This window comes from uncultured Aquitalea sp., from assembly GCF_945957525.1.
Taxonomy (GTDB): domain Bacteria; phylum Pseudomonadota; class Gammaproteobacteria; order Burkholderiales; family Chromobacteriaceae; genus Aquitalea.
Map to the genome: position 1 here is coordinate 20391 of NZ_CAMFLA010000007.1, position 18652 is coordinate 39042.

Here is an 18652-nt window from a genome sequence, read left to right on the forward strand (position 1 = left end):
GAAATATGCGAAATGTCCGTCATGTTGCGCCACTGCTTGCCAATGTCAAGCCGGCGGCGTCAGGGGCGGCCGTAATAACCCGTCAGCGTGGCGCGACCCAGTTCGTTGGCCTGCAGCATGAAGCCCACCAGCGCCGGCATGGCGTCGGGCCCCAGTTCCAGCTTGTCGGTCTTCAGCGCATGCACTGTGAAAATGTAGCGATGCGGCTTGTCGCCCTGCGGCGGACAAGCGCCGCCGAAACCGGGCTGACCGTAATCGGTACGACTTTGCACAGCCCCGGCCGGCAGACTGGCGCCGTGGCCTATCCCGCCCGGCAGGCCGCGCGCGCTGGCAGGCAGATTGAACACCACCCAGTGCCACCAACCGCTGCCGGTGGGCGCGTCCGGATCATAAACAGTAAGCGCGAGGCTCTTGGTGCCGGCAGGCGGAGCGCTCCAGTTGAGGGCGGGCGAGAGGTTGCCGCCCTGGCAACCGAAACTGTTGAATTCCTGTGCTTTTGACAAAGCCTGACCCGGTTTGAAATCGGGGCTACTGAGTTCGAACGCCTGCGCCAATGGCGCAAGGCCAAGCGCGGCGACGGCAAGGGTAGACATGATATTGCGCATGAGGCGACTCCCTGAATGGCGGCATGCGGCGCATGCCCTACGCAAGCAGTTTGCGCCGGCGCGAAAACACCGGCTCGCCGCCAGCGCTCAATCTTTCGCCCGCAGCGCTCAAGATGGCGCAGAAACAGTGTCCGTCAGCCCCTGACTGGCGCGCAGCGCGCTGGGCAAAACGCCGAAACGGCGGCGGAAAGCTTCGGCGAAGCGCGAGGGGGATTGATAGCCGCAGGCAAGGGCGATGTCTGTCAGCCGCTCGCGTCCGGTCATCACTTGTCCCAGCGCCAGCCCCAAGCGGGTATCGGTGAGAATCTGACTGAAACTCTTGCCCTCTTCGGCCAACCTTCTGCGCAAGGTAGCCTGGCTGAGCGCCAGTCTTGTCGCCGCGTCTTCCAGTGTCCAGCCGCGGCCTGGCTCAAACTGGAACATGGCCTGCAGCCGCAGGGCCACGCCCTCCGCCGGCAGAGTCAGCAAGGCGCCGGCCTGACCCTGGCGCAGCAAGGCCAGCATCAGGCCCTGCCAACTGTGCTCGGCGATGGCCAGATCCAGCCCCTCGAGCGGCGCCGTCAGCGCAGCCATCAAACGCTCCAGCGCGACGCGACTGTCATCCGAGGGCGTGAATACCGGGGCGGATTGCGCCGCCGCCGCGACCAGTTGGCCGAAGGCGCGGTGAAAACGGGTAAGCCATTGCCGGTCCTGGCTGAGCGTGAACGCCAGATAGCGGCCGCTGACCGGGTCCGGCAGATTGACCACCTCCACCTCGCCGCCGGCCGGCAGCACCAGCCATTGACCGGCTTCAGCCTGATGCACGGCGTATTCGGTGCGGACCTCCTTGCGGCCTTCCAGCACCGCCACCAGCTGGGCCTGCCAGACAGGCACCCGCGCCATGCGCTGGCAGGAGCGGGCGTGATAAGTGGCCATGGGGGAGTTCAGTACGGGGATCAAGGTGCGCATCCCTGCATTGCACCGCGCGGCAGGCGCTTTGGCAAGCGGCGTCAGATCATCACTTCAATGCGATTGCGGCCATTCTGCTTGGCGGCGTACATGGCGCGATCGGCACGCAGCATCACGCTGTCCAGCACTTCATCGTTGCTGGAAGACAGGGTAACCCCCACGCTCATGGTGATGCACGCGTCCGCCGGCAGGTCGGACTGGCGAAGCGCGGCGGCAAGGGATTGCTGGATGCGCTGTACCACCGGCATGGCCTCTTCGCGCCGCGTTTCCGGCAACAACAGTCCGAACTCCTCGCCGCCCAGCCGCGCCACCACATCGCTTTCCCGCACAGAGGCCATCAATACCTGGCCGATCAATCTCAGCACGATATCGCCGGTCTGGTGGCCATGCCTGTCGTTGACGCGCTTGAAATGATCCAGATCCATCATCACCACGCTCAAGGGCTTGCCGTGGCGAATGGCCAATTGCAGGTATTTGGCGCCCACCTCGAAGAACATGCGCCGGTTGAAGAGCCCGGTCAGCTCATCCGTCACCGCCATGCGGTACAGGAGATCCTGCTGTTGGTGCCACTGGGTGATGTCGCGCTCGATAGCGACAAAATGGGTGATGGTGCCGCTCTCCCCATAAATGGGTCGGATGCTCATATCCACCCAGTAGCGCTCGCCGGCTTTGTTGTAGTTGAGCAGCTGAGCCCGGACGGCTTCACCGCGGGACAAGGCCTCGCGTATCTTGTCCAGCTGTTCGCGGTCGGTCAGCTCACCTTGCAGCATGCGGGGTGATTTGCCCAGTATTTCCGCCTCGCTGTAACCCGACAATTCAATAAAAGCCTTGTTGCAATACACCACCACCGGGCCCGGCTCATCCAAAGAGCCGGCCTCGGTCACTACGATGGCATCGTGCGCATTCTCCACGATTTGGCGGAATTCTCTCTGTTTTAACGCCATACCCCTGCCCGTTCGTCTTTCCCCTCCTTAGTGATACAAAAACCCTGTTGACGGCGCAAGATCAGAAAGCGCCTAGTCAATTTTTTATCTCACTGATTCCTTTGGTGTTTATTTAAATGATGCCTATCATTTGATAACTGTCTGACAAACATCATGAGCACCTCATGCGCTATCAACCGGAACACAAAGCAGCCATCCGCCAACGCATGCTGGACATGGCCGGATTGCGCTTCCGCGCCGAAGGCCTGGACAGCGTCGGCATCGCCAATCTGATGGCCGATCTGGGCCTGACTCACGGCGGGTTTTATTGCCACTTTCGCGACAAAGAAAGCCTGATTGCCGAAGCCTGCCGCCAAGCCATGCAAGAGCAGGCGGAGCAGTGGCGGCAATTGGCGGCGACAGCGGAGCCCGGCTACCGCTGCCAGGCCATTGCCGAAGCCTATCTGAGCGAATCCCACCGCGACTTCCCCGACACCGGCTGTGTGGCGGCGGCGCTGGCGGGCGAGCTGAGCCGCCATTCGCCGCAAGCGCGGCACGCCTTCACCGACGGGCTGGGCCGCTGGCTTGATCTGTTGGAAAGCTGCGCCGAGGCGGATGCCGGGAATGGCGCATCGCAGCCGCCGCCGGCGGCGCAATTGGCGCTGATGGTGGGCGCGATGGTGTTGTCGCGCGCGGTCAATGACGACGCGCTCTCGCACCGCCTGCTGCGGGAGGCCATGGCATGGCTGGAAGAAGAGAAACCGGCTGGAGCGCGCCTTAGCGAGCCAAGCAGGCCGTCCGCGTCTGGGTAAGCAGACGGTCAAACTCGCCGTCGTCCTGCAGCTCGCGCAGCCCCTGGTTGAAACGGGCCACCAGTTCCGGCGCGCGCGGATGGCGGCGCCAGATCACCACATGCAAGGGCGCCGACCAGAACGGCAGGCCGCTGACGGCAAACTGGCTTGCTTCGTGTGATGTGAAGTTCTGCTGGATCAGGTAATTGCCCACCTCTTCATCGATGGGAAACAGGTCGATGCGCTTGGCCAACACTTTGCGCAGATTGCTGATGTCGTCGCCCACTGACTCGGCCTTGAGTTTGCCGCTTTGCGTCAGCTGATCGAATTCGGCGCCGTAGTAATTGCCCAGCGTGACGCCGATGCGGAAGGATGACAGCTCCTCCAGCGCGCGCCAACGGATCGTCGGCCCGGCATGCTGGAAAAACACCATACGCGCCGACAGCACCGGGCGGGTGTAGAGCAGGTCTTTCTTGCGATCTTCATTCGGCGCCCAGCCCAGGCTGCCATCAACAGCGCCGCTGCGGGCCAGACTGAGGGTGCGATTATTGGGGTAGAAACGGTAGTGCACCCGGACGCCGCCGCGGGCGAAGGCCTCCTGCACCAGTCGGCTCAGGATGCCCTGATAAGGCAAGGCCTCGCCCATGTAAGGAGGCCATTCCTGGTTGCTCAGCACGATGTCGAGCGGCGCTTTCGCGCCCTGCGCCGGGCCAACCCGGCACAAAACGCAGCACAGCAGCAGCCCGGCGCGCAAAGCGCCGGCCCGCGACAGGATCGCACATCGCATGTCGCCACACCTCTTTAGGTTGCATTGAAGAACGACACTCCGTCCCACAGGCACCCGCATCGGATTGTCGCTCGTTCGCCATGCCTGAATGGATGGTCAGTCGGCAATCTCAACCTTCAGCATACGAAGCGAAGCGCCCTCATTCAATGAGGCGCGGCGAATATGGCTCAGCGCTTGGGCGGCGAGAACAGGGCCGCGCTTTGCTGGCGCGGCTGCTGCCGGCCGCGATTGCCCTGACCGGGGTTGGCCGAAGGCTGGCGCGCCGGCTGCCCTTGCGACTGACCCTGGCGCGGCTGTCCGGACTGGGGCTTGCGCGCTTCGCCCTGACGTGCTTGCTGGCCCTGGCCTTGCGGCTGGCGATGACCATGGCCGGTGGGCTTGGCTTGCTGTTCGTGGCGCGGCTTGCCCGGCTGACCCTGACGACGACCTTGCCCCTGGCCTTGCCCGCGACCGCGGCCGCTGTTGCCGCCCATGGGGATGGGTTCCGGCTTCACGGACAGATCGGCCTCGAAGCCCGGCACGGTGAAACGTTCGATGCTCTGGCGGGTGAGCTTTTCGATGTCGCGCAGGAAGCTGAATTCATCCACGCACACCAGCGAAATGGCTTCGCCGGTGCAACCTGCGCGGCCGGTACGGCCGATGCGGTGCACATAGTCTTCCGGCACATTGGGCAACTCGAAATTCACGACGTGCGGCAACTGGTCGATATCCAGACCGCGCGCGGCGATATCGGTGGCCACCAGCACTTGCAGCGTGTTGTCCTTGAAGTCGGCCAAAGCGCGGGTACGCGCGTTCTGGCTCTTGTTGCCGTGGATCGCCGCAGCGGGAATACCGGATTTTTCCAGCTTTTCAGCCAGACGGTTGGCGCCATGCTTGGTGCGGGTAAACACCAGCACCTGGAACCAGTTGTGTTCGCGCACCAGATGGATCAACAGATCGGTCTTGCGATCACGATCCACCAGATGCACTTTCTGCTGTACCAGTTCATTGGTGGTATTGCGACGCGCCACTTCCACCAGCTTGGGCTGGTCCAGCAGTTTGTCGGCCAGCGCCTTGATCTCGTCGGAGAAAGTGGCGGAGAACAGCAGGTTCTGCCGCTTGGCCGGCAGCAAGGCCAGCACTTTGCGGATGTCGTGGATGAAGCCCATGTCCAGCATGCGGTCGGCCTCGTCCAGCACCAGGATTTCCACGCCGGACAAATCCAGCGTGCGCTGCGAAACGTGGTCAAGCAGGCGGCCCGGGGTGGCCACCAGAATATCCACCGGTTTGCGCAGCGCGGAAATCTGCGGGTTGATGCCGACACCGCCAAACATCACCATCGAACGCAAGTTCAGATACTTGCCGTACTCGCGCACCGACTCTTCCACTTGGGCGGCCAGTTCGCGAGTAGGGGTCAGCACCAGTGCGCGCGGGCGGCCGGCCTGACGGGACGGCTGCGTCATCAGCAGTTGCAGCAGCGGCAGCGTGAAGCCGGCGGTCTTGCCGGTGCCGGTTTGCGCGGCGGCCAGCAAGTCGCCGCCCTGCAACACTTGCGGAATAGCCTGTGCCTGGATAGGGGTGGGCGTGGTGTAGCCGGTGTCGGCCACGGCACGCAGCAAAGGATCGGCCAAACCGAGGTCGGCGAAGGTGATTTCGGACATACTGCAACTCCTGCGACGGCCCATCGCAGCATGCGACACCAATCTAGGCAGACGGAAAAGGGGTGGAAAGAGGTAGAATGTTACGCTTGGATGCGACAACTCTGCGCCGATTGGCGGACGCGAAAGGCCGCAAGTTTACCGTCAAACCGGTTTGCAGGGAAATCATCCTACCCACTTCACCGCTTTATCTGGGCCATCCGTGGCATTGTGAACCGCTTATGTCCGTCTCCGTTTTTCGTCGGCTGTTGCCGACGCTGTTGCTGCTGACGCCGCTCTGGGCCATGGCTCAGAACAACGCCCATGCTCTGGGCGGGCCGCAGCGCGAGGGCAAGACCGGGCATCAGTGGGATCCGCAGCCCCAGCCTGAGCCCAGCCTGCCCGCCGTGCCCGCCACAGAATTCGATTGCGCCAATCCCGCCAATCCGATGGAGAGCATGATTTGCCAGGACGAAGGGCTCACCCGGCTGGACAACCGCTTGAAGAAAGTCTACGCCCAGGCCCAGGACAAGGCGCACCAGAGCAAGGGCGCGACAGCCTCCGCCAAACTGTTGCAAGAACAACGCAAGTGGGCGCGCAATCTGAAAGACTGCATGAAGAGCGACAACCCGCACATGTGTCTGGGCGATACCTATATCCAGCGCATCACCGAGTTGCAGGCCGCCTGGGAGTTGGCCCCGTCGTTGACCCCGCTGCGCTACCTGTGCGGCGGCAATACCGAAATCCTCGCCACCTTCTACCGCACCAAGCCCGCCACGGCCCGCTTGGTGCGCGGCAAGAATGAAGCCATCCTGCATCAGCAGGAACTGGTGGCCGGCGGCGCCCGCTACGCCGGCCAGAACGTGGAATTCACGCTCAAGGGCAAGGAAGCCGCGCTCAACTGGAAGGGCGACAACCTGCTGTGCATCAGCCAGCCCGAACACTGACCCCGGGCCGGCGCGCCGGCCCTCCCCTTACTGACCGGACTTTTCCCCATGGCTCTCACCGCCACTGTTTACAAGGCTGCGCTGTCGATTTCCGACATGGATCGCGGCTACTACGCTACGCACAACCTGACCCTGGCCCAGCATCCTTCCGAAACCATCGAGCGTATGATGCTGCGTCTGGCCGTGTTCGCCCTCAACGCCAGCGACATGCTGGCCTTCACTCGCGGCCTGAGCGCCGACGATGAGCCGGAGCTGTGGGAGAAAAACTACCGCGACGAAATCGAGCTGTGGCTGGATTTGGGCGAGCCGGATGAAAAGCGCCTGAAAAAGGCCTGCAGCCGCTCCGAGGCCGTGCGGCTGTACAGCTACGGCGGCCGCGCCAGCGAAGTCTGGTGGACCGGCATGGAAAGCAAGCTGTCGCGCTTGGACAAACTCAGCGTGTACCGCGTCAGTCCCGACACGCTGGCCGAACTGGTTGGCCTGTGCCAGCGCAGCATGCAACTGACCGCCACCATTCAGGATGGTCAGATGTGGCTCGCCGACGACAGCCACAACGTGCTGGTGGAAGTGGAAACCCTCAAGGGCCACTGACCCCTCTGCCCCAACCGGCGGCGCAGCCCGTCGTCAGGCAAACTCCGCAAGGCCGCCAGCGCAGGGCGGCCTTGTTGCTGCATGGCCAGGTATCCGGCTAACCGCCTCTTCGGCCAGGCTTCAGCGCCTCGCGCATGGCGGCCGCCAAGCGCAGCGACTCGGGCGATCCCTCCTGCGTCAGCGCCGTCATCACGCCGACGACGTCTTCCGGCAGCCGGTTCTGACTCAGCTTGTTCTTCACCTCCACCCGTTGTGGCCGGAAACGGAAACCGACAATGCCGCGTCGCATGGCGGCCAGCGCCTTTTCCGGCACCGCAGTCATGCGCCAACCCTCCTTGCCTTCAAACCGGCTCACCAATTGCGCCAGCAACGCGTCCAGCGCCTCATCCGCCACCTGTTCCGCGCGACCGGTCAGATGCGCCACGCGGTAGTTCCAGGTGGGCACCAAGGGCAGGCCGGAGACATACCAGGCCGGCGATACATAGCCATGCGCCCCTTGCAGCACCAAGGTGCTGTCACTCACCAGCATCGCTTGGGCATGAGGGTTGGCCGAAGCCAGATGCCCCAGCAGGCAAGCCGCGTTGTCCGGGTCGGGCTGCACCACCACATGGCTGATCCACGGTTCGCCCTCACCCGGCGTCACCAGCATGGCCAATGGGTTGTCGCCGAGGATGGCGGCGACGTCTTGCTCGTCGCCCGCAAAAGCGGGGGGAATGTACAGGGGCATGGTTCAGCTTTCGGTGGATGCGGCACGGTAATCACGCCGTACATCGGCAACCAGTACGCGATAATCGCGATACCAGCGCTCCCGACCCAGGCGCTGAGCCATTTGATGATCCGCATCCGCCTTCCAGCGGCGGATATGTTCTTGGCTCGGCCACCAGGACAAGGCCACCTCCTTGCCCTCCTCGCACACGGACATGAACTCCAGGCAGCCGAATTCCTGCAGGGCCCGCTCTCTTAGGCTCGCGGCAAGCGCGGCGTATTCGCCGTCCTGTACCGCTGCAGTGGCAATGAAAATCACAAGGTGCATCATGGGGCTCCCGCGTTATTGCCGCATGGCGATGGCCAAGCGGTTGAGCGCGTTCATATTGGCCGCCGCCATGGTGAGGTCGGCCACTTCCTGCGGCGTGAAGTGTTCCAGCAGCGGTAAATAAGCATCGTCGCCGGCCTGCGTGTCCGCGATGAGCGTCACCGACTCCGCCCAGGCCAGCGCAGCCCGCTCCCGCCCGGAAAAATGCGGGCTCAAACGCCAGCCGGCCAGCGTGTCCAGTCGCGCCGCCGTTTCACCCAGCGCGCGCAACGCCCGGGCGTGCATGTCCAGACAAAAGGCGCAGCCATTGATTTGCGACACCCGCAAATACACCAACTCCACCAGCGGACGACCCAGCGGGCTTTCCTGCAGGCCGGACTTGATGGCGCGCAGGTGGCTCAAGGCGTCGGCGGACAGCTCGACATAAGGTTGGCGCAAACTCGACATGGCGGGCTCCCGATTAAAGATGACCCGATCATTCTTGCGCAACAGCGGCTCCTGCAACAGGTCCACTTTCAGTCGACAATGAGGAACCAACTGCCCATCAGGCCATCAGCGTCCGCCACAGCATGGCCACCCCCATGACAGTGAGCAAGGCGCCACAGAGACGATCCACCCAGCGCCGGCCAACCGCGCCGAGCCGACGCAAAAGGCGGCCACCGGCAAAAGCCAGCACGCACCACCAGCTGGCCGAACCCGCAAAGATGCCGGCCACCATGATCAAGGACGCCAGCGGGCTTGGTTTTCCATTGCCAGCCAGGCTGGCAAATACCGCCAGGAAAGACAGAATGGTCATGGGATTGGTCAAGGTCAGGCCCAGGGCTGACAGCCAGGCCTCGCCCAACCGTCTGGCGTCCGGCGCGCTCGCCGCGGCCTGCGACGCAGCCGGCACACGCCGCCAGATGCCCACGCCGGTCCACAATAAAAACAGGCTGCCGCCCACCGCCAAAGGCGTGGACAGCCGCGTCAGCCAGGCAATCAGCACGCTCAGCCCCGCCGCGCCGACGGCGGCGTACAGCGCGTCTGCCGTGGCCGCCCCAAGGCCGGTGGCAAAGCCCACCCAGGGCCCACGGTGCAGGGTGCGCTCAATGCACAGCAAGCCGATGGGGCCAACCGGCGCGGCAATGGCCAGCCCTATCAGCCAGGCCTGTGCGAATAAGATCAAGATGTTCATGCGCTCTCGCCCTTGGTGTTGTCCCGCTTCGTCGGCCTTGTCGCCAGCAGGATTCAGATCCGCTGACAAAACCCCACCCTGCCTTGCGCCTTCTTGTCGTACTCCGTGTACTGCCTGCGGCGGCGCGCCTTGGCTCCGGCCCTGCCCGAGGTGTTGTCAGCGGCTCTCAGTATGACGGGGCATGGCTAGACGCCATATTTGTAATTTCAGGAAAAAAGCGGAACCTTCCTGAAATTTTCAGCACAAAATGCAAATAACCCTTAAACAAGGAAGACCCATGGAAATCGACGGCAAGTCCTGGAAGATTCTGGAATGCCTGCAGGACGACGCCCGCCTGTCGCTGACCGAGCTGGCGCGCGCAGTGGAGCTGTCGGTACCGTCGGTGTCGGAACGTCTGAAACGGCTGGAAGAAGCCGGCGTCATCCAGGGCTACCATGCGCGCCTGTCGCCGCAGAAAGCCGGCTATACCCTGTCGGCCATGGTGGGCATCACCGTGGCGCAACCTTACAAGAGCAAACTGTTGTCGCTGCTGGAATCCATGCCCGAAGTGGTGGAATGCCACCATGTCACCGGCGCGGATTCCTATTTGTTCCGGGTGCAGGCTCGCGATGTCGCCCATCTGGAAGCACTGGTGTCGCGCGTGAATCATCTTGGGGAAACCAGGACCTCCATCATCCTGTCCACCCCCATCAGCCAACGCCCGCTGCGCGCGCCACGCTAAATGCCCACGTCATTAAAATTGTCTTACACTGAAGCCTGTCGCCGCCATGAATACCGCCATGAACCAACTGCAACTGCGCGAAGCCACTTTTGACGATGCCAACCTGATTGCCCAGCTGCACACCCGCAGCTGGCAAGTGGCCTACCGCGACATCCTCCCGGCCCACTATCTCAACAATGTCGCGCCCGTCGAACGCGAAACACTGTGGAAACGCCGGTTTCACTACGACAACCACTTGTGGGTGACGCTGGCGCTGTGGGAGGGCGAACCGGTGGGATTCGTCTGCGTGCTGCCCGATGGCGAGCCGGAGCGCGGCATCCTGCTGGACAACCTGCACGTAATGCAAGGCCAGCAAGGCCGCGGCATCGGCAAACGCCTGCTGCTGGCCGCCGCCGCTTACGTTCACCAGCACTTCCCTGGCAAGGCCATGCATTTGTGGGTGTATGAGGACAATCACGAAGCCCGCCGCTTTTACAGCCGCATGGGCGGACAGATGGTGGACCGGGAAAAAGTGGTGACGGCAGCTGACAGCAAGGCGGTGGCGCTGTGCTACCGCTGGAGCCCGGAAGCCGTGGCGGAACGGGCGCAGGACATGGCCGCCGCCTGATACACTGGCGGAATGCCCACGCTAGCCTATCTCGCGCATTACCCCGCTCATCTGCAGGCCCAGGTGCAAGCCCGTCTCGATGACGGCAGCCTGGGCCGCATCTTGGCCGCCCGTTACCCGGAGCGGCACGATATCCAGACCGACCGCCAGCTGTACGATTACGTCTCCACGCTGCGTCAGCGCTATCTCAAAAACGCCCCCGCGCCGGACAAGGTGCTGTACGACAGCCGCCAGCACCCGGTGCAGGGTACGCTGGGCACCAATACCCGCGTGGCCCGCGTGCAGGGCGGCAAGTTGAAAACCAAGCATGAAATCCGCATCGCCAGCTTGTTTCGGGACGCGCCGGAGGCGTTTTTGCGCATGATTACGGCGCACGAGCTGGCCCATCTGCGCGTGCGCGATCATGACAAGGCGTTTTACCAGCTGTGTTGTCACATGGAGCCGGACTACCACCAGCTGGAATTCGACCTTCGGGTGTGGTTGACCTGGCGGGAGCTGGGCGCGCCCGCCGACGCCTGATCAGGCCTTGAGGAAGTCGCCGATGCGGCGGTAAGTCTGCCGGCAGGCGTCCGGCACCATGCTTTCCATATTGAGAAAAGCGTGGATCATGTCCGGCAGATGCAGGTGCTCGCACGCCGCGCCGGCCTCGCGCAGCTTGCGCTCATAGGCGAAAGCCTCGTCCCGCAACGGATCGAAGCCGGCCGACACCAGCAAGGTGGCCGGCATGGCCGCGCTCACCGGCATGTTCAGCGGAGAAGCGGCGGCGCGATCCTCGCCGTGCTGGAAGTAATTGTCGAAATACCAGGCGATGCGGCTGGTATTGAGAAAATAGCCGCTGCCGTTGGCCTCCATCGACGGAAAGCTCATGGTGTAGTCCACGCTGGGATAAATCAGCACTTGGCGGTGCAAGGCGATTTCCTCCTGCAGCAAGCCGCATACCGAGGCGGACAGCGCCGCGCCGGCGGAGTCGCCGCCAATGGACAAGCGGCGTTCAAAAGCCAGGCCGCGCCGTTCCAGCGCCGCGAACACGCCCCGCGCCGCCGCACACGCGTCCAGCACACCGGCCGGGTAGGGATTTTCCGGCGCCAGACGGTATTCCACCGACACCACCACATGACGGCAGGCTTCGGCCAACCTGCGGCAGATCGGGTCGTACACGCTGACGCTGCCGGCGGTGTGACCGCCGCCATGCAGATACAGCAACACGGGCAGCGCCGCCTCGGGCTGCGGATGATAGATGCGTACCGGCACGGCATAGTCGTCGCCGTCTATCAGTTCATCATTGACCCAGGCCACGGCAGGACCGGGCGGCACAAACTGCGCGGTCAGCCCGGCCAGGGCTTCGCGCGCGCCGATGGCGGTAGCCTTGTACCCTGCCGCTTGCAAGCGGGCCAAGAGACCGTTGAACTGTTCCAGCCAAGGCCCCAACTGCGGGCTGACGTCCTGCGCCGTGTTCATGAGCAAACTCTCCGCGATGACGGAACCACCGACGGGCGCGTATTCGCGCACACTGCCCTTCGTCCTGCATGCCAAAGCGATGGCGGAAGAAAACGGCGAATAAACGGCACGAACAGCAACACATCCTGCGTTTTGAAACCGTTTCCGACACCGCAACGCCACAGCTCAGCGGACTTTGAACAGCGTCTCAGTCGTTCCTGGCAAAAAATGATGCGGCACAATATACCATCATCATTTCATTTGACCAGTCAGCGCGGTTCCTCACTGACCAGCCGGTCACGCGCCGCCAGTTGCGGAAACCACTTCATCCACAACACCACCACCAACAAAGTGCCTACCCCGCCCGCCACTACGGCCGGCACGGTCCCCATCAGGCCCGCCGTCATGCCGGACTCGAACTCGCCCAACTGGTTGGATGCGCCGATAAACAGGGAATTGACCGCGTTTACCCGACCACGCATCTCGTCCGGCGTTTCCAGTTGCACCAGCGTGCCGCGGATCACCACACTGATCACGTCCGCAGACCCCAGCACCATCAGCGCCAGCAAGGACAAGGGGAAGGAAGTGGACAGACCAAAGACGATGGTGGCAAGACCAAACACCGCCACCGCGAAAAACATCACCCGGCCGGAACGACGATGCACCGGGTGCCGCAGCAACCAGGCCGACATCAGCAGGGCGCCCACTGCCGGGGCGGAGCGCAGCAGGCCCAGCCCCCAGGGCCCGGTTTTCAGGATGTCGTGCGCGTACACCGGCAACAGCGCCGTGGCGCCGCCCAGCAAGACGGCAAACAGATCCAGCGAGATGGCGCCGAAAATGTCTGGCCGGCTGCGGATGAAACGCACCCCGGCCAGCAAGGATTCCACGGACACCCGCGCCGGCTTGCCCTCGCGCCGGCTGGCCGGCAGCGACGACACCATCAACAGGCAGAGCGCGAAGCTGAACGCCGACAGGCCGTAGGTGAACGGCGCACCCAGCGCAAACAACAGGCCGCCCAGCGCCGGCGCGACAATGGTGGCAGCCTCGTTGGCCGAAGCCGCCAGCGCGATGGCCTGCCCCAGCAAGCGCTGCGGCACGATGCTGGGCAACAGCGACTGCATGGCCGGCATGTCGAAGGAACGACAGGTGCCGATGAGCAGCGACAACGCAAAGATCAGCTCGCGACTGATGGCGAACAGCCCGCCCAGATTGCCGGCCAGCAGGATGGCGGCGGCGGCGGCCTGCATTGCCAGACTGACGCCCACCACCCGGCGGCGGTCAAAACGGTCCGATACCGCCCCGGTCAGCAACACCAACAGCACGCGAGGGAAGAACTGCAGCAGTCCGACCAGGCCCAGGTCGTAGGCACTGCCGCTGAGCGCGTACACCTGCCAGCCGATGGCGACGGTAATGACTTGAAATCCGCTGGTGAGCAGGACGCGCGCCAGCCAGAAGCGCCAGAACGGCGCACAATGCCGCAATGAGGCGGCGGAGGATGAATCGGAAGACATGCGGAAAATCGTTTTGATGAGAATTGATTCCGCAGACTACCGTCCCGCCTCCGCCTTGACCAGCAGCTTTACCTTTTCAGGCGAACACCTGCCGCCACCAGCGCGGCGTCCCCTCAGCCAACAGAAGGCCCGCCTCCGCCGTCAGATCAGCGATGAGGTCGTGATCCACCAGCGGCCGCGCGGCTTCGGCGGCATCCTGCCGCCCGGTGGGCGTCACCGCCAGCCCACCAGGCTGGCGGTGTAGGCGGAATTCCCCGCTGCACGACGGGCAGTAGAGCAAATCGCCGTCGCGCTTGCGGCGGGACACCGCCATGGTGGGGCCGCAGGACGGGCAGCGCTGCACCGGAATGCCCGGCTCGCTGTGGCCGACGATATGGCTCAGCCGGCCGGCCCGGCCCAAGGCGATAAAGCGCTCGCCCAGCGCCGCATCGAACTGGCTGCCCAGATGCTCGCCGATGATGTCCAGCGCCCGCGCCTCGGGCATGCCGGCGCGGTAGGGCCGGCTGCTGGTCATGGCGTCGTAGGCGTCGGCCAGACCGACAATGCGCGCGGTCTGCGGGATGTCCTCGCCGCGCAAGCCGGCCGGATAACCGCGCCCATCTGGGGTTTCGTGGTGCATCAGCACCGCTTCCATGGCCAGCGCCGCCAGCGGATGCTCGGCCAGCAAGTCCGCCCCTACCCGCGGGTGGGTCTTGATGATGGCGTATTCCTCATCGCTCAACCGGTCGCGCTTGTTGAGGATGGCGTCTGGCACGCCTACCTTGCCCAGATCATGCAGAAAGCCGCCCAGCATGATTTTGCGCACCTCGGCAACCGGCAGACCGAGGTCTTCGGCCAACAGGCCGGCAAACCGCGACACCCGCCACAAATGACCGCCGGTGTAAGCATCGCGCGCCTCCACCATCATGGCCATGGCATACAGACTTTTCAGTAAATCGATTTGCGCTTGCACGCTGCCCTCGCTGACATAAGGTTGGCCGAAGAGCGTCGTCGCGCTCTCGATCCGACATGGAGTGATGTTTTCCAATTTAGTCGTCCGGCGCGCTCCGCGCTTACGCAACGGCGGCGTTTTTGTGCCGCAGGCTGGAAAAGCTTACAATTCAGGGCATTGTTGAAAGAAAGACCTTCATGTCCACTACCCTAGACGCCCTGCTCGAGGCGGCCGCGCAACGCCGCGCCGGCCTGTTTGAACGCCTCGCCGCCGAGGAAACCGATTCCTACCGTCTGTTCCACGGCAGCGTGGAAGGCCTGCCCGGCCTCACCGTGGACCGCTACGGCCCGCTGATGCTGGTGCAAAGCTTCCATGCCGCCCTGTCCGCCGACGAGCTGGCCGTCGTCACCGCTTTCTGCCGTCGCCACCTGCCCGAAGCCAGCGTGGTGTACAACGACCGCAGCGAAAGCAACTCCCGCGTCGGCAACGCCCTGTCGCTGGCCGAACAGGCCGAAGCGGAGCAGGATCACATCGCCCGCGAGCTGGGCATCCGCTACCACATCCGCGCCCGCCATCGCGGCCAGGACCCGTGGCTGTTCCTCGACCTGCGCGCCGGCCGCCGCCGCGTGAAGGAGCTGGCCGCCGGCAAGAGCGTGCTGAACCTGTTTGCCTACACCTGCGGCATCGGCCTTGCCGCCGCCAAGGGCGGCGCGCAGTTCGTGCAGAACATCGACTTTGCCGAGTCCAGCCTGTCGGTGGGCCGCGCCAACGCCAAGCTCAACGAGCTGGCCACCCGCCCGCGCTGCGTGCAGAGCGATGTGTTCGCCGCGCTGCGCCAGCTGTCCGGCATTGGCCAGCCCAAGATGGTGCGCGGCCGCAAAATGCCGCCCTTCCCCACGCTGGAAGCGCGCCAGTTCGACCTGGTATTCCTTGATCCGCCGCGTTACGCCAAGAGCCCCTTCGGCGTGGTGGATCTCATCAACGACTACCAGGCGCTGTTCAAGCCCGCTTTGCTCACCACCGCGCCGGGCGGCACGCTGATCTGCTGCAACAATGTGGCGCAGGTGGACGCCGAGGCCTGGCTGGAGTCGCTGCAACGCTGTGCGGAAAAAGCCGGCCGCCCGATTCGCGCCGTGCGCTGGATCACCCCGGACGAGGACTTCCCCACCCCCGACGGCAAGCATCCGCTGAAAATCGTCGAACTGGACGTCTGACCCAGTCCAGCGCCTGTCCCGCCCCTCGCGGATCATCAACAGGCGCAGACCCGGCCGCCCCGGGATGCCTGACCTCCAGATAGCGCGCATTGGCGCGGCATCATGGCAACAGGCTCCCGGGGCGCTTTTGTCTTTCACGATCTGGTCTATCATCCAGACACCGCCTTGCAGGAAGCCCGACATGAGCGAAACCCCATCAGCCCCCGCCCTCAAGCCTTGCCCCAAATGCGGCTCGCCCGCCCTGCTGATCAAGGCCGGCTCCCGCCGCTTGTGGGTGCAGTGCAGCCGCTACCCGGACAATGGCAATTGCAGCGCCATCGGCGCACAGGCCGACAATAAAAAAGAAGCCATCCACAACTGGAACAATAAACGCTGAAGAGCACGCCCGCGAACGACTGTCCGGGCACGAGCATACGACGAGCGCGCATGAGCATTTTGAATACCGGCTTTCATAGCGCTTCACCCTGGCGCAACAGCCCGAATCCCTGCGCTGCCCACGCTGGCAAGGCCGGAGCCCGCCTTCGGCCAACCTTCTCGCCGGCATTCCTACGTGACATTCCGCAATTGCTAAGCCCACCGGTTTCGGGCTATCGTCATCACCCCATACAACCTCGACGGGTCACAAGCCCGGCAAAGGACGATCTTTATGTTTTCCTGGTTTGAAAAACGGGTGGAGGTCTACCCGGACTCCCCGCCCGAGCAGCCCCCCAAGGGCTTCTTCCCCTTCATCTGGTCCGCCACGCGCGGCATGCGCCCCTTCATCCTGGGCATGACCCTGCTGACCGCCTGCATCGGCGCGTTCGAAGCCATGCTGTTTTCCATGCTGGGCTCCATCGTGGACTGGCTGAGCCGCACCGCGCCGGACAAGCTGTGGACGCAGGAACGCGAACACCTGCTGTTGCTGGGCGGCATCCTGCTGGCCAGCCCCTTGTTGATCGCGCTGCAGGCGCTGTTCAAGTACCAGAGCCTGTTCGGCAACTTCCCCATGCGGCTGCGCTGGAATTTCCACCGCCATCTGCTGGGCCAGAGCATGAGCTTCTATCAGGACGAATTCGCCGGCCGCGTGGCCGCCAAGGTGATGCAAAGCTCGCTGGCGGTGCGCGACACGGTGATGATCATGACCGACATCCTGGTGTTCGTCGTGATCTACTTCGTCACCATGGCCGCCGTGGTGGGCAGCTTCGACCGCTGGCTGCTGTTGCCCTTCCTCGGCTGGGTGTTGCTGTACATGCTGACGCTGAAGTTCTTCGTACCGCGCCTGGGCAAGGCGTCCAGCCGTCAGGCCGACGCGCGTTCGCTGATGACCGGCCGCATCACCGACGCCTACACCAATATCGCCACGGTGAAGCTGTTTTCCCATGGCCAGCGCGAAGCCCGCTTCGCCCGCGGCGCGATGGAAGAGTTCATGCGCACCGTGCACGGGCAGATGCGTCTGGTCAGCGGTTTTGAAATCGCCAACCACATCCTGAGCATGCTGCTGATCGCCAGCACCGCCGGCGCCACGCTGTGGCTGTGGACGCGCGGCGAGGTGGGCGTGGGCGCGGTGGCAGCCGCCACGGCGATGGCGTTGCGCCTCAACGGCGTGTCGCACTGGATCATGTGGGAAATGTCCAGCCTGTTTGAAAACATCGGCACAGTACAGGACGGTATCACTACCCTGTCGCGGCCGGTGGCCGTGACCGATGCGCCGGATGCCGGCGCGCTGCGGGTAACGCGCGGCGAAGTGCGCTTCGACAAGGTGCGCTTCACCTATGGCGGCGAGCGCACGGTCATCGACGACCTCAGCCTGACAATCCGCCCTGGCGAGAAAATCGGTCTGGTTGGCCGAAGCGGCGCGGGCAAGTCCACCATCGTCAATCTGCTGCTGCGTTTTTATGATCTGGACGGCGGCCGTATTCTGGTGGATGGACAGGACATTGCCGGCGTCACGCAGGACAGCCTGCGCGCCCAGATAGGCATGGTGACGCAGGATACCTCCCTGCTGCATCGCTCGGTGCGGGACAACCTGCTGTACGGCCGGCCCGATGCGAGCGACGAAGACATGATCCACGCCGCGCGTCGCGCCGAGGCTTACGACTTCATCCAGTCGCTGACCGACCCCAAGGGCCGCAAGGGTTTTGACGCCCATGTGGGCGAGCGCGGCGTGAAGCTGTCCGGCGGCCAGCGCCAGCGCGTGGCCATTGCCCGGGTCATGCTGAAAGACGCGCCCATTCTGTTGCTGGATGAAGCCACCAGCGCGCTGGACTCTGAAGCGGAGGCCGCCATCCAGAGCAGCCTATACCGGTTGATGGAAGGCAAGACCGTGGTAGCCATCGCCCACCGTCTGTCCACCATTGCCGCCATGGACCGGCTGATCGTGCTGGACCAGGGCCGCATCGTGGAGGAAGGCGATCACGCCAGCCTGCTGGCCAAGGGGGGGCTGTATGCCCGGCTGTGGGCGCACCAGAGCGGAGGCTTCCTGGGAGAGGACGCCGGCGATGAGGCGGAACCCGCGCTGGCGGGGTAACGCCGTCAAGCGTCGCGCAAGGTATCGCCACAATGAAAAACCCGCCGGAAGGCGGGTTTTTTTGCTTGCCGTCCGCTCAGGCGGCGGCTTTTTTCAGAATGGTGTACAGCTCGTCTTTCAGCTTCAGTTTTTCTTTCTTCAGCACTTCCACTTCTTGCTGGGTAGCCAGTTCGATCGAAGACTCGATGTTCTTGATCTTCTGGTCCAACTCGTTGTGCTTGTTGAAAATGCGGCTGAAGTGGTCGTCTTCGGTTTTCAGCTTGCTGATCAGGTCGCGGAATTCGGGAAACATCGGGTTCTCCTTGGTGGG

At 63.8% G+C, this 18652-nt stretch carries 22 protein-coding genes; 9 read left to right on the forward strand and 13 right to left on the reverse strand.

Translation table 11 applies throughout. The annotated features are described in order from the left end of the window. Positions 1-59 precede the first annotated feature (59 nt). From Q0P52_RS08115 to Q0P52_RS08125, 3 genes are all read right to left on the reverse strand, one after another. Complete coding sequence (locus tag Q0P52_RS08115) at positions 60-605, reverse strand: YbhB/YbcL family Raf kinase inhibitor-like protein (RefSeq protein WP_293760416.1); 546 nt, start codon at positions 603-605, stop codon at positions 60-62. 108 nt (positions 606-713) lie between these two features. After that, a complete protein-coding gene (locus Q0P52_RS08120) occupies positions 714-1553 on the reverse strand; it encodes a helix-turn-helix transcriptional regulator (RefSeq protein WP_293813696.1) in 840 nt (279 codons plus the stop codon). Positions 1554-1594: 41 nt separating this feature from the next. Further along, complete coding sequence (locus Q0P52_RS08125; RefSeq protein ID WP_293760421.1) at positions 1595-2497, reverse strand: diguanylate cyclase; 903 nt, start codon at positions 2495-2497, stop codon at positions 1595-1597. Between the two features lie 164 nt (positions 2498-2661). On the opposite strand from Q0P52_RS08125, the gene Q0P52_RS08130 reads away from it, so the two are divergent. Then, positions 2662-3288, forward strand: a complete 627-nt coding sequence (locus tag Q0P52_RS08130; RefSeq protein ID WP_293760423.1) for a TetR/AcrR family transcriptional regulator — start codon at positions 2662-2664, stop codon at positions 3286-3288. Here Q0P52_RS08130 and Q0P52_RS08135 read toward each other — a convergent pair. Together Q0P52_RS08135 and Q0P52_RS08140 are read right to left on the reverse strand one after the other, a co-directional pair. Further along, positions 3254-4054, reverse strand: a complete 801-nt coding sequence (locus tag Q0P52_RS08135; protein ID WP_293760426.1) for a transporter substrate-binding domain-containing protein — start codon at positions 4052-4054, stop codon at positions 3254-3256. The two genes, Q0P52_RS08130 and Q0P52_RS08135, sit on opposite strands and share 35 nt — an antisense overlap. Positions 4055-4221: 167 nt before the next feature. Continuing rightward, the gene (locus tag Q0P52_RS08140) at positions 4222-5694 is read right to left on the reverse strand and encodes a DEAD/DEAH box helicase (RefSeq protein ID WP_293760429.1); all 1473 of its coding nucleotides are present in this window, start codon (positions 5692-5694) and stop codon (positions 4222-4224) included. Between the two features lie 218 nt (positions 5695-5912). On the opposite strand from Q0P52_RS08140, the gene Q0P52_RS08145 reads away from it, so the two are divergent. Together Q0P52_RS08145 and Q0P52_RS08150 are read left to right on the forward strand one after the other, a co-directional pair. After that, on the forward strand, positions 5913-6617 hold the full coding sequence (locus Q0P52_RS08145) for an MliC family protein (RefSeq protein WP_293760432.1): 705 nt from the start codon (positions 5913-5915) through the stop codon (positions 6615-6617). A gap of 48 nt (positions 6618-6665) precedes the next feature. Next, the gene (locus Q0P52_RS08150) at positions 6666-7208 is read left to right on the forward strand and encodes a YaeQ family protein (RefSeq protein WP_293760434.1); all 543 of its coding nucleotides are present in this window, start codon (positions 6666-6668) and stop codon (positions 7206-7208) included. A 97-nt stretch (positions 7209-7305) separates the two neighbouring features. Here the strand turns inward: Q0P52_RS08150 and Q0P52_RS08155 are convergent, their stop codons facing one another. The 4 genes from Q0P52_RS08155 to Q0P52_RS08170 all read right to left on the reverse strand — a co-directional run bounded on the left by Q0P52_RS08155 (position 7306) and on the right by Q0P52_RS08170 (position 9415). Then, positions 7306-7935, reverse strand: coding sequence for an FMN-binding negative transcriptional regulator (locus tag Q0P52_RS08155; RefSeq protein WP_293760437.1), 630 nt, complete (start codon positions 7933-7935; stop codon positions 7306-7308). A gap of 3 nt (positions 7936-7938) precedes the next feature. Continuing rightward, positions 7939-8244 (reverse strand): antibiotic biosynthesis monooxygenase, encoded by a 306-nt coding sequence (locus Q0P52_RS08160; RefSeq protein WP_293760450.1) that lies wholly within the window; start codon positions 8242-8244, stop codon positions 7939-7941. A gap of 12 nt (positions 8245-8256) precedes the next feature. Then, complete coding sequence (locus tag Q0P52_RS08165; RefSeq protein WP_293760452.1) at positions 8257-8688, reverse strand: carboxymuconolactone decarboxylase family protein; 432 nt, start codon at positions 8686-8688, stop codon at positions 8257-8259. Positions 8689-8785: 97 nt separating this feature from the next. After that, the gene (locus Q0P52_RS08170; RefSeq protein ID WP_293760454.1) at positions 8786-9415 is read right to left on the reverse strand and encodes a LysE family translocator; all 630 of its coding nucleotides are present in this window, start codon (positions 9413-9415) and stop codon (positions 8786-8788) included. 277 nt (positions 9416-9692) lie between these two features. Here Q0P52_RS08170 and Q0P52_RS08175 point away from each other — a divergent pair, with 277 nt between their 5' ends. The 3 genes from Q0P52_RS08175 to Q0P52_RS08185 are packed head-to-tail and all read left to right on the forward strand — an operon-like array spanning position 9693 to position 11262. Further along, positions 9693-10136 carry an Lrp/AsnC family transcriptional regulator gene (locus Q0P52_RS08175; protein ID WP_293760456.1) on the forward strand — a complete coding sequence of 148 codons (444 nt, stop codon included), beginning with the start codon at positions 9693-9695 and terminating at the stop codon, positions 10134-10136. A gap of 58 nt (positions 10137-10194) precedes the next feature. Continuing rightward, entirely contained in the window at positions 10195-10743 is a 549-nt protein-coding gene (locus tag Q0P52_RS08180; RefSeq protein WP_293760458.1) for a GNAT family N-acetyltransferase, read from the forward strand. Positions 10744-10755: 12 nt separating this feature from the next. After that, on the forward strand, positions 10756-11262 hold the full coding sequence (locus tag Q0P52_RS08185; protein WP_293760460.1) for a YgjP-like metallopeptidase domain-containing protein: 507 nt from the start codon (positions 10756-10758) through the stop codon (positions 11260-11262). On the opposite strand, the gene Q0P52_RS08190 is transcribed toward Q0P52_RS08185, so the two are convergent. The 3 genes from Q0P52_RS08190 to Q0P52_RS08200 all read right to left on the reverse strand — a co-directional run bounded on the left by Q0P52_RS08190 (position 11263) and on the right by Q0P52_RS08200 (position 14718). Then, positions 11263-12201, reverse strand: coding sequence for an alpha/beta hydrolase (locus tag Q0P52_RS08190; protein ID WP_293760462.1), 939 nt, complete (start codon positions 12199-12201; stop codon positions 11263-11265). It abuts the gene before it with no gap. A gap of 248 nt (positions 12202-12449) precedes the next feature. Continuing rightward, positions 12450-13691 (reverse strand): MFS transporter, encoded by a 1242-nt coding sequence (locus Q0P52_RS08195; protein ID WP_293760464.1) that lies wholly within the window; start codon positions 13689-13691, stop codon positions 12450-12452. Positions 13692-13767: 76 nt separating this feature from the next. Further along, entirely contained in the window at positions 13768-14718 is a 951-nt protein-coding gene (locus tag Q0P52_RS08200) for an HD domain-containing phosphohydrolase (protein WP_293760466.1), read from the reverse strand. 101 nt (positions 14719-14819) lie between these two features. On the opposite strand from Q0P52_RS08200, the gene Q0P52_RS08205 reads away from it, so the two are divergent. The 3 genes from Q0P52_RS08205 to Q0P52_RS08215 all read left to right on the forward strand — a co-directional run bounded on the left by Q0P52_RS08205 (position 14820) and on the right by Q0P52_RS08215 (position 18342). Continuing rightward, entirely contained in the window at positions 14820-15836 is a 1017-nt protein-coding gene (locus tag Q0P52_RS08205; RefSeq protein WP_293760469.1) for a class I SAM-dependent methyltransferase, read from the forward strand. A 181-nt stretch (positions 15837-16017) separates the two neighbouring features. Continuing rightward, positions 16018-16212 carry a Lar family restriction alleviation protein gene (locus Q0P52_RS08210; RefSeq protein WP_293760471.1) on the forward strand — a complete coding sequence of 65 codons (195 nt, stop codon included), beginning with the start codon at positions 16018-16020 and terminating at the stop codon, positions 16210-16212. Between the two features lie 270 nt (positions 16213-16482). After that, the gene (locus Q0P52_RS08215) at positions 16483-18342 is read left to right on the forward strand and encodes an ABC transporter ATP-binding protein (RefSeq protein ID WP_293760474.1); all 1860 of its coding nucleotides are present in this window, start codon (positions 16483-16485) and stop codon (positions 18340-18342) included. A gap of 76 nt (positions 18343-18418) precedes the next feature. Here Q0P52_RS08215 and Q0P52_RS08220 read toward each other — a convergent pair whose 3' ends face one another. Further along, positions 18419-18634, reverse strand: coding sequence for a DUF465 domain-containing protein (locus Q0P52_RS08220; RefSeq protein ID WP_293760477.1), 216 nt, complete (start codon positions 18632-18634; stop codon positions 18419-18421). Positions 18635-18652: the final 18 nt, after the last annotated feature.

What these genes read in the sequence shown, in the direction of transcription:
- Q0P52_RS08185 (WP_293760460.1), top strand. Translation starts at nt 10,756, where the DNA reads ATGCCCACGCTAGCCTATCTCGCGCATTACCCCGCTCATCTGCAGGCC.
- Q0P52_RS08170 (WP_293760454.1), bottom strand. Translation starts at nt 9,415, where the DNA reads ATGAACATCTTGATCTTATTCGCACAGGCCTGGCTGATAGGGCTGGCC.
- Q0P52_RS08130 (WP_293760423.1), top strand. Translation starts at nt 2,662, where the DNA reads ATGCGCTATCAACCGGAACACAAAGCAGCCATCCGCCAACGCATGCTG.
- Q0P52_RS08160 (WP_293760450.1), bottom strand. Translation starts at nt 8,244, where the DNA reads ATGATGCACCTTGTGATTTTCATTGCCACTGCAGCGGTACAGGACGGC.
- Q0P52_RS08140 (WP_293760429.1), bottom strand. Translation starts at nt 5,694, where the DNA reads ATGTCCGAAATCACCTTCGCCGACCTCGGTTTGGCCGATCCTTTGCTG.
- Q0P52_RS08220 (WP_293760477.1), bottom strand. Translation starts at nt 18,634, where the DNA reads ATGTTTCCCGAATTCCGCGACCTGATCAGCAAGCTGAAAACCGAAGAC.
- Q0P52_RS08150 (WP_293760434.1), top strand. Translation starts at nt 6,666, where the DNA reads ATGGCTCTCACCGCCACTGTTTACAAGGCTGCGCTGTCGATTTCCGAC.
- Q0P52_RS08210 (WP_293760471.1), top strand. Translation starts at nt 16,018, where the DNA reads ATGAGCGAAACCCCATCAGCCCCCGCCCTCAAGCCTTGCCCCAAATGC.
- Q0P52_RS08165 (WP_293760452.1), bottom strand. Translation starts at nt 8,688, where the DNA reads ATGTCGAGTTTGCGCCAACCTTATGTCGAGCTGTCCGCCGACGCCTTG.
- Q0P52_RS08115 (WP_293760416.1), bottom strand. Translation starts at nt 605, where the DNA reads ATGCGCAATATCATGTCTACCCTTGCCGTCGCCGCGCTTGGCCTTGCG.
- Q0P52_RS08120 (WP_293813696.1), bottom strand. Translation starts at nt 1,553, where the DNA reads ATGCGCACCTTGATCCCCGTACTGAACTCCCCCATGGCCACTTATCAC.
- Q0P52_RS08145 (WP_293760432.1), top strand. Translation starts at nt 5,913, where the DNA reads ATGTCCGTCTCCGTTTTTCGTCGGCTGTTGCCGACGCTGTTGCTGCTG.
- Q0P52_RS08135 (WP_293760426.1), bottom strand. Translation starts at nt 4,054, where the DNA reads ATGCGATGTGCGATCCTGTCGCGGGCCGGCGCTTTGCGCGCCGGGCTG.
- Q0P52_RS08190 (WP_293760462.1), bottom strand. Translation starts at nt 12,201, where the DNA reads ATGAACACGGCGCAGGACGTCAGCCCGCAGTTGGGGCCTTGGCTGGAA.
- Q0P52_RS08195 (WP_293760464.1), bottom strand. Translation starts at nt 13,691, where the DNA reads ATGTCTTCCGATTCATCCTCCGCCGCCTCATTGCGGCATTGTGCGCCG.
- Q0P52_RS08155 (WP_293760437.1), bottom strand. Translation starts at nt 7,935, where the DNA reads ATGCCCCTGTACATTCCCCCCGCTTTTGCGGGCGACGAGCAAGACGTC.
- Q0P52_RS08215 (WP_293760474.1), top strand. Translation starts at nt 16,483, where the DNA reads ATGTTTTCCTGGTTTGAAAAACGGGTGGAGGTCTACCCGGACTCCCCG.
- Q0P52_RS08175 (WP_293760456.1), top strand. Translation starts at nt 9,693, where the DNA reads ATGGAAATCGACGGCAAGTCCTGGAAGATTCTGGAATGCCTGCAGGAC.
- Q0P52_RS08205 (WP_293760469.1), top strand. Translation starts at nt 14,820, where the DNA reads ATGTCCACTACCCTAGACGCCCTGCTCGAGGCGGCCGCGCAACGCCGC.
- Q0P52_RS08125 (WP_293760421.1), bottom strand. Translation starts at nt 2,497, where the DNA reads ATGGCGTTAAAACAGAGAGAATTCCGCCAAATCGTGGAGAATGCGCAC.
- Q0P52_RS08180 (WP_293760458.1), top strand. Translation starts at nt 10,195, where the DNA reads ATGAACCAACTGCAACTGCGCGAAGCCACTTTTGACGATGCCAACCTG.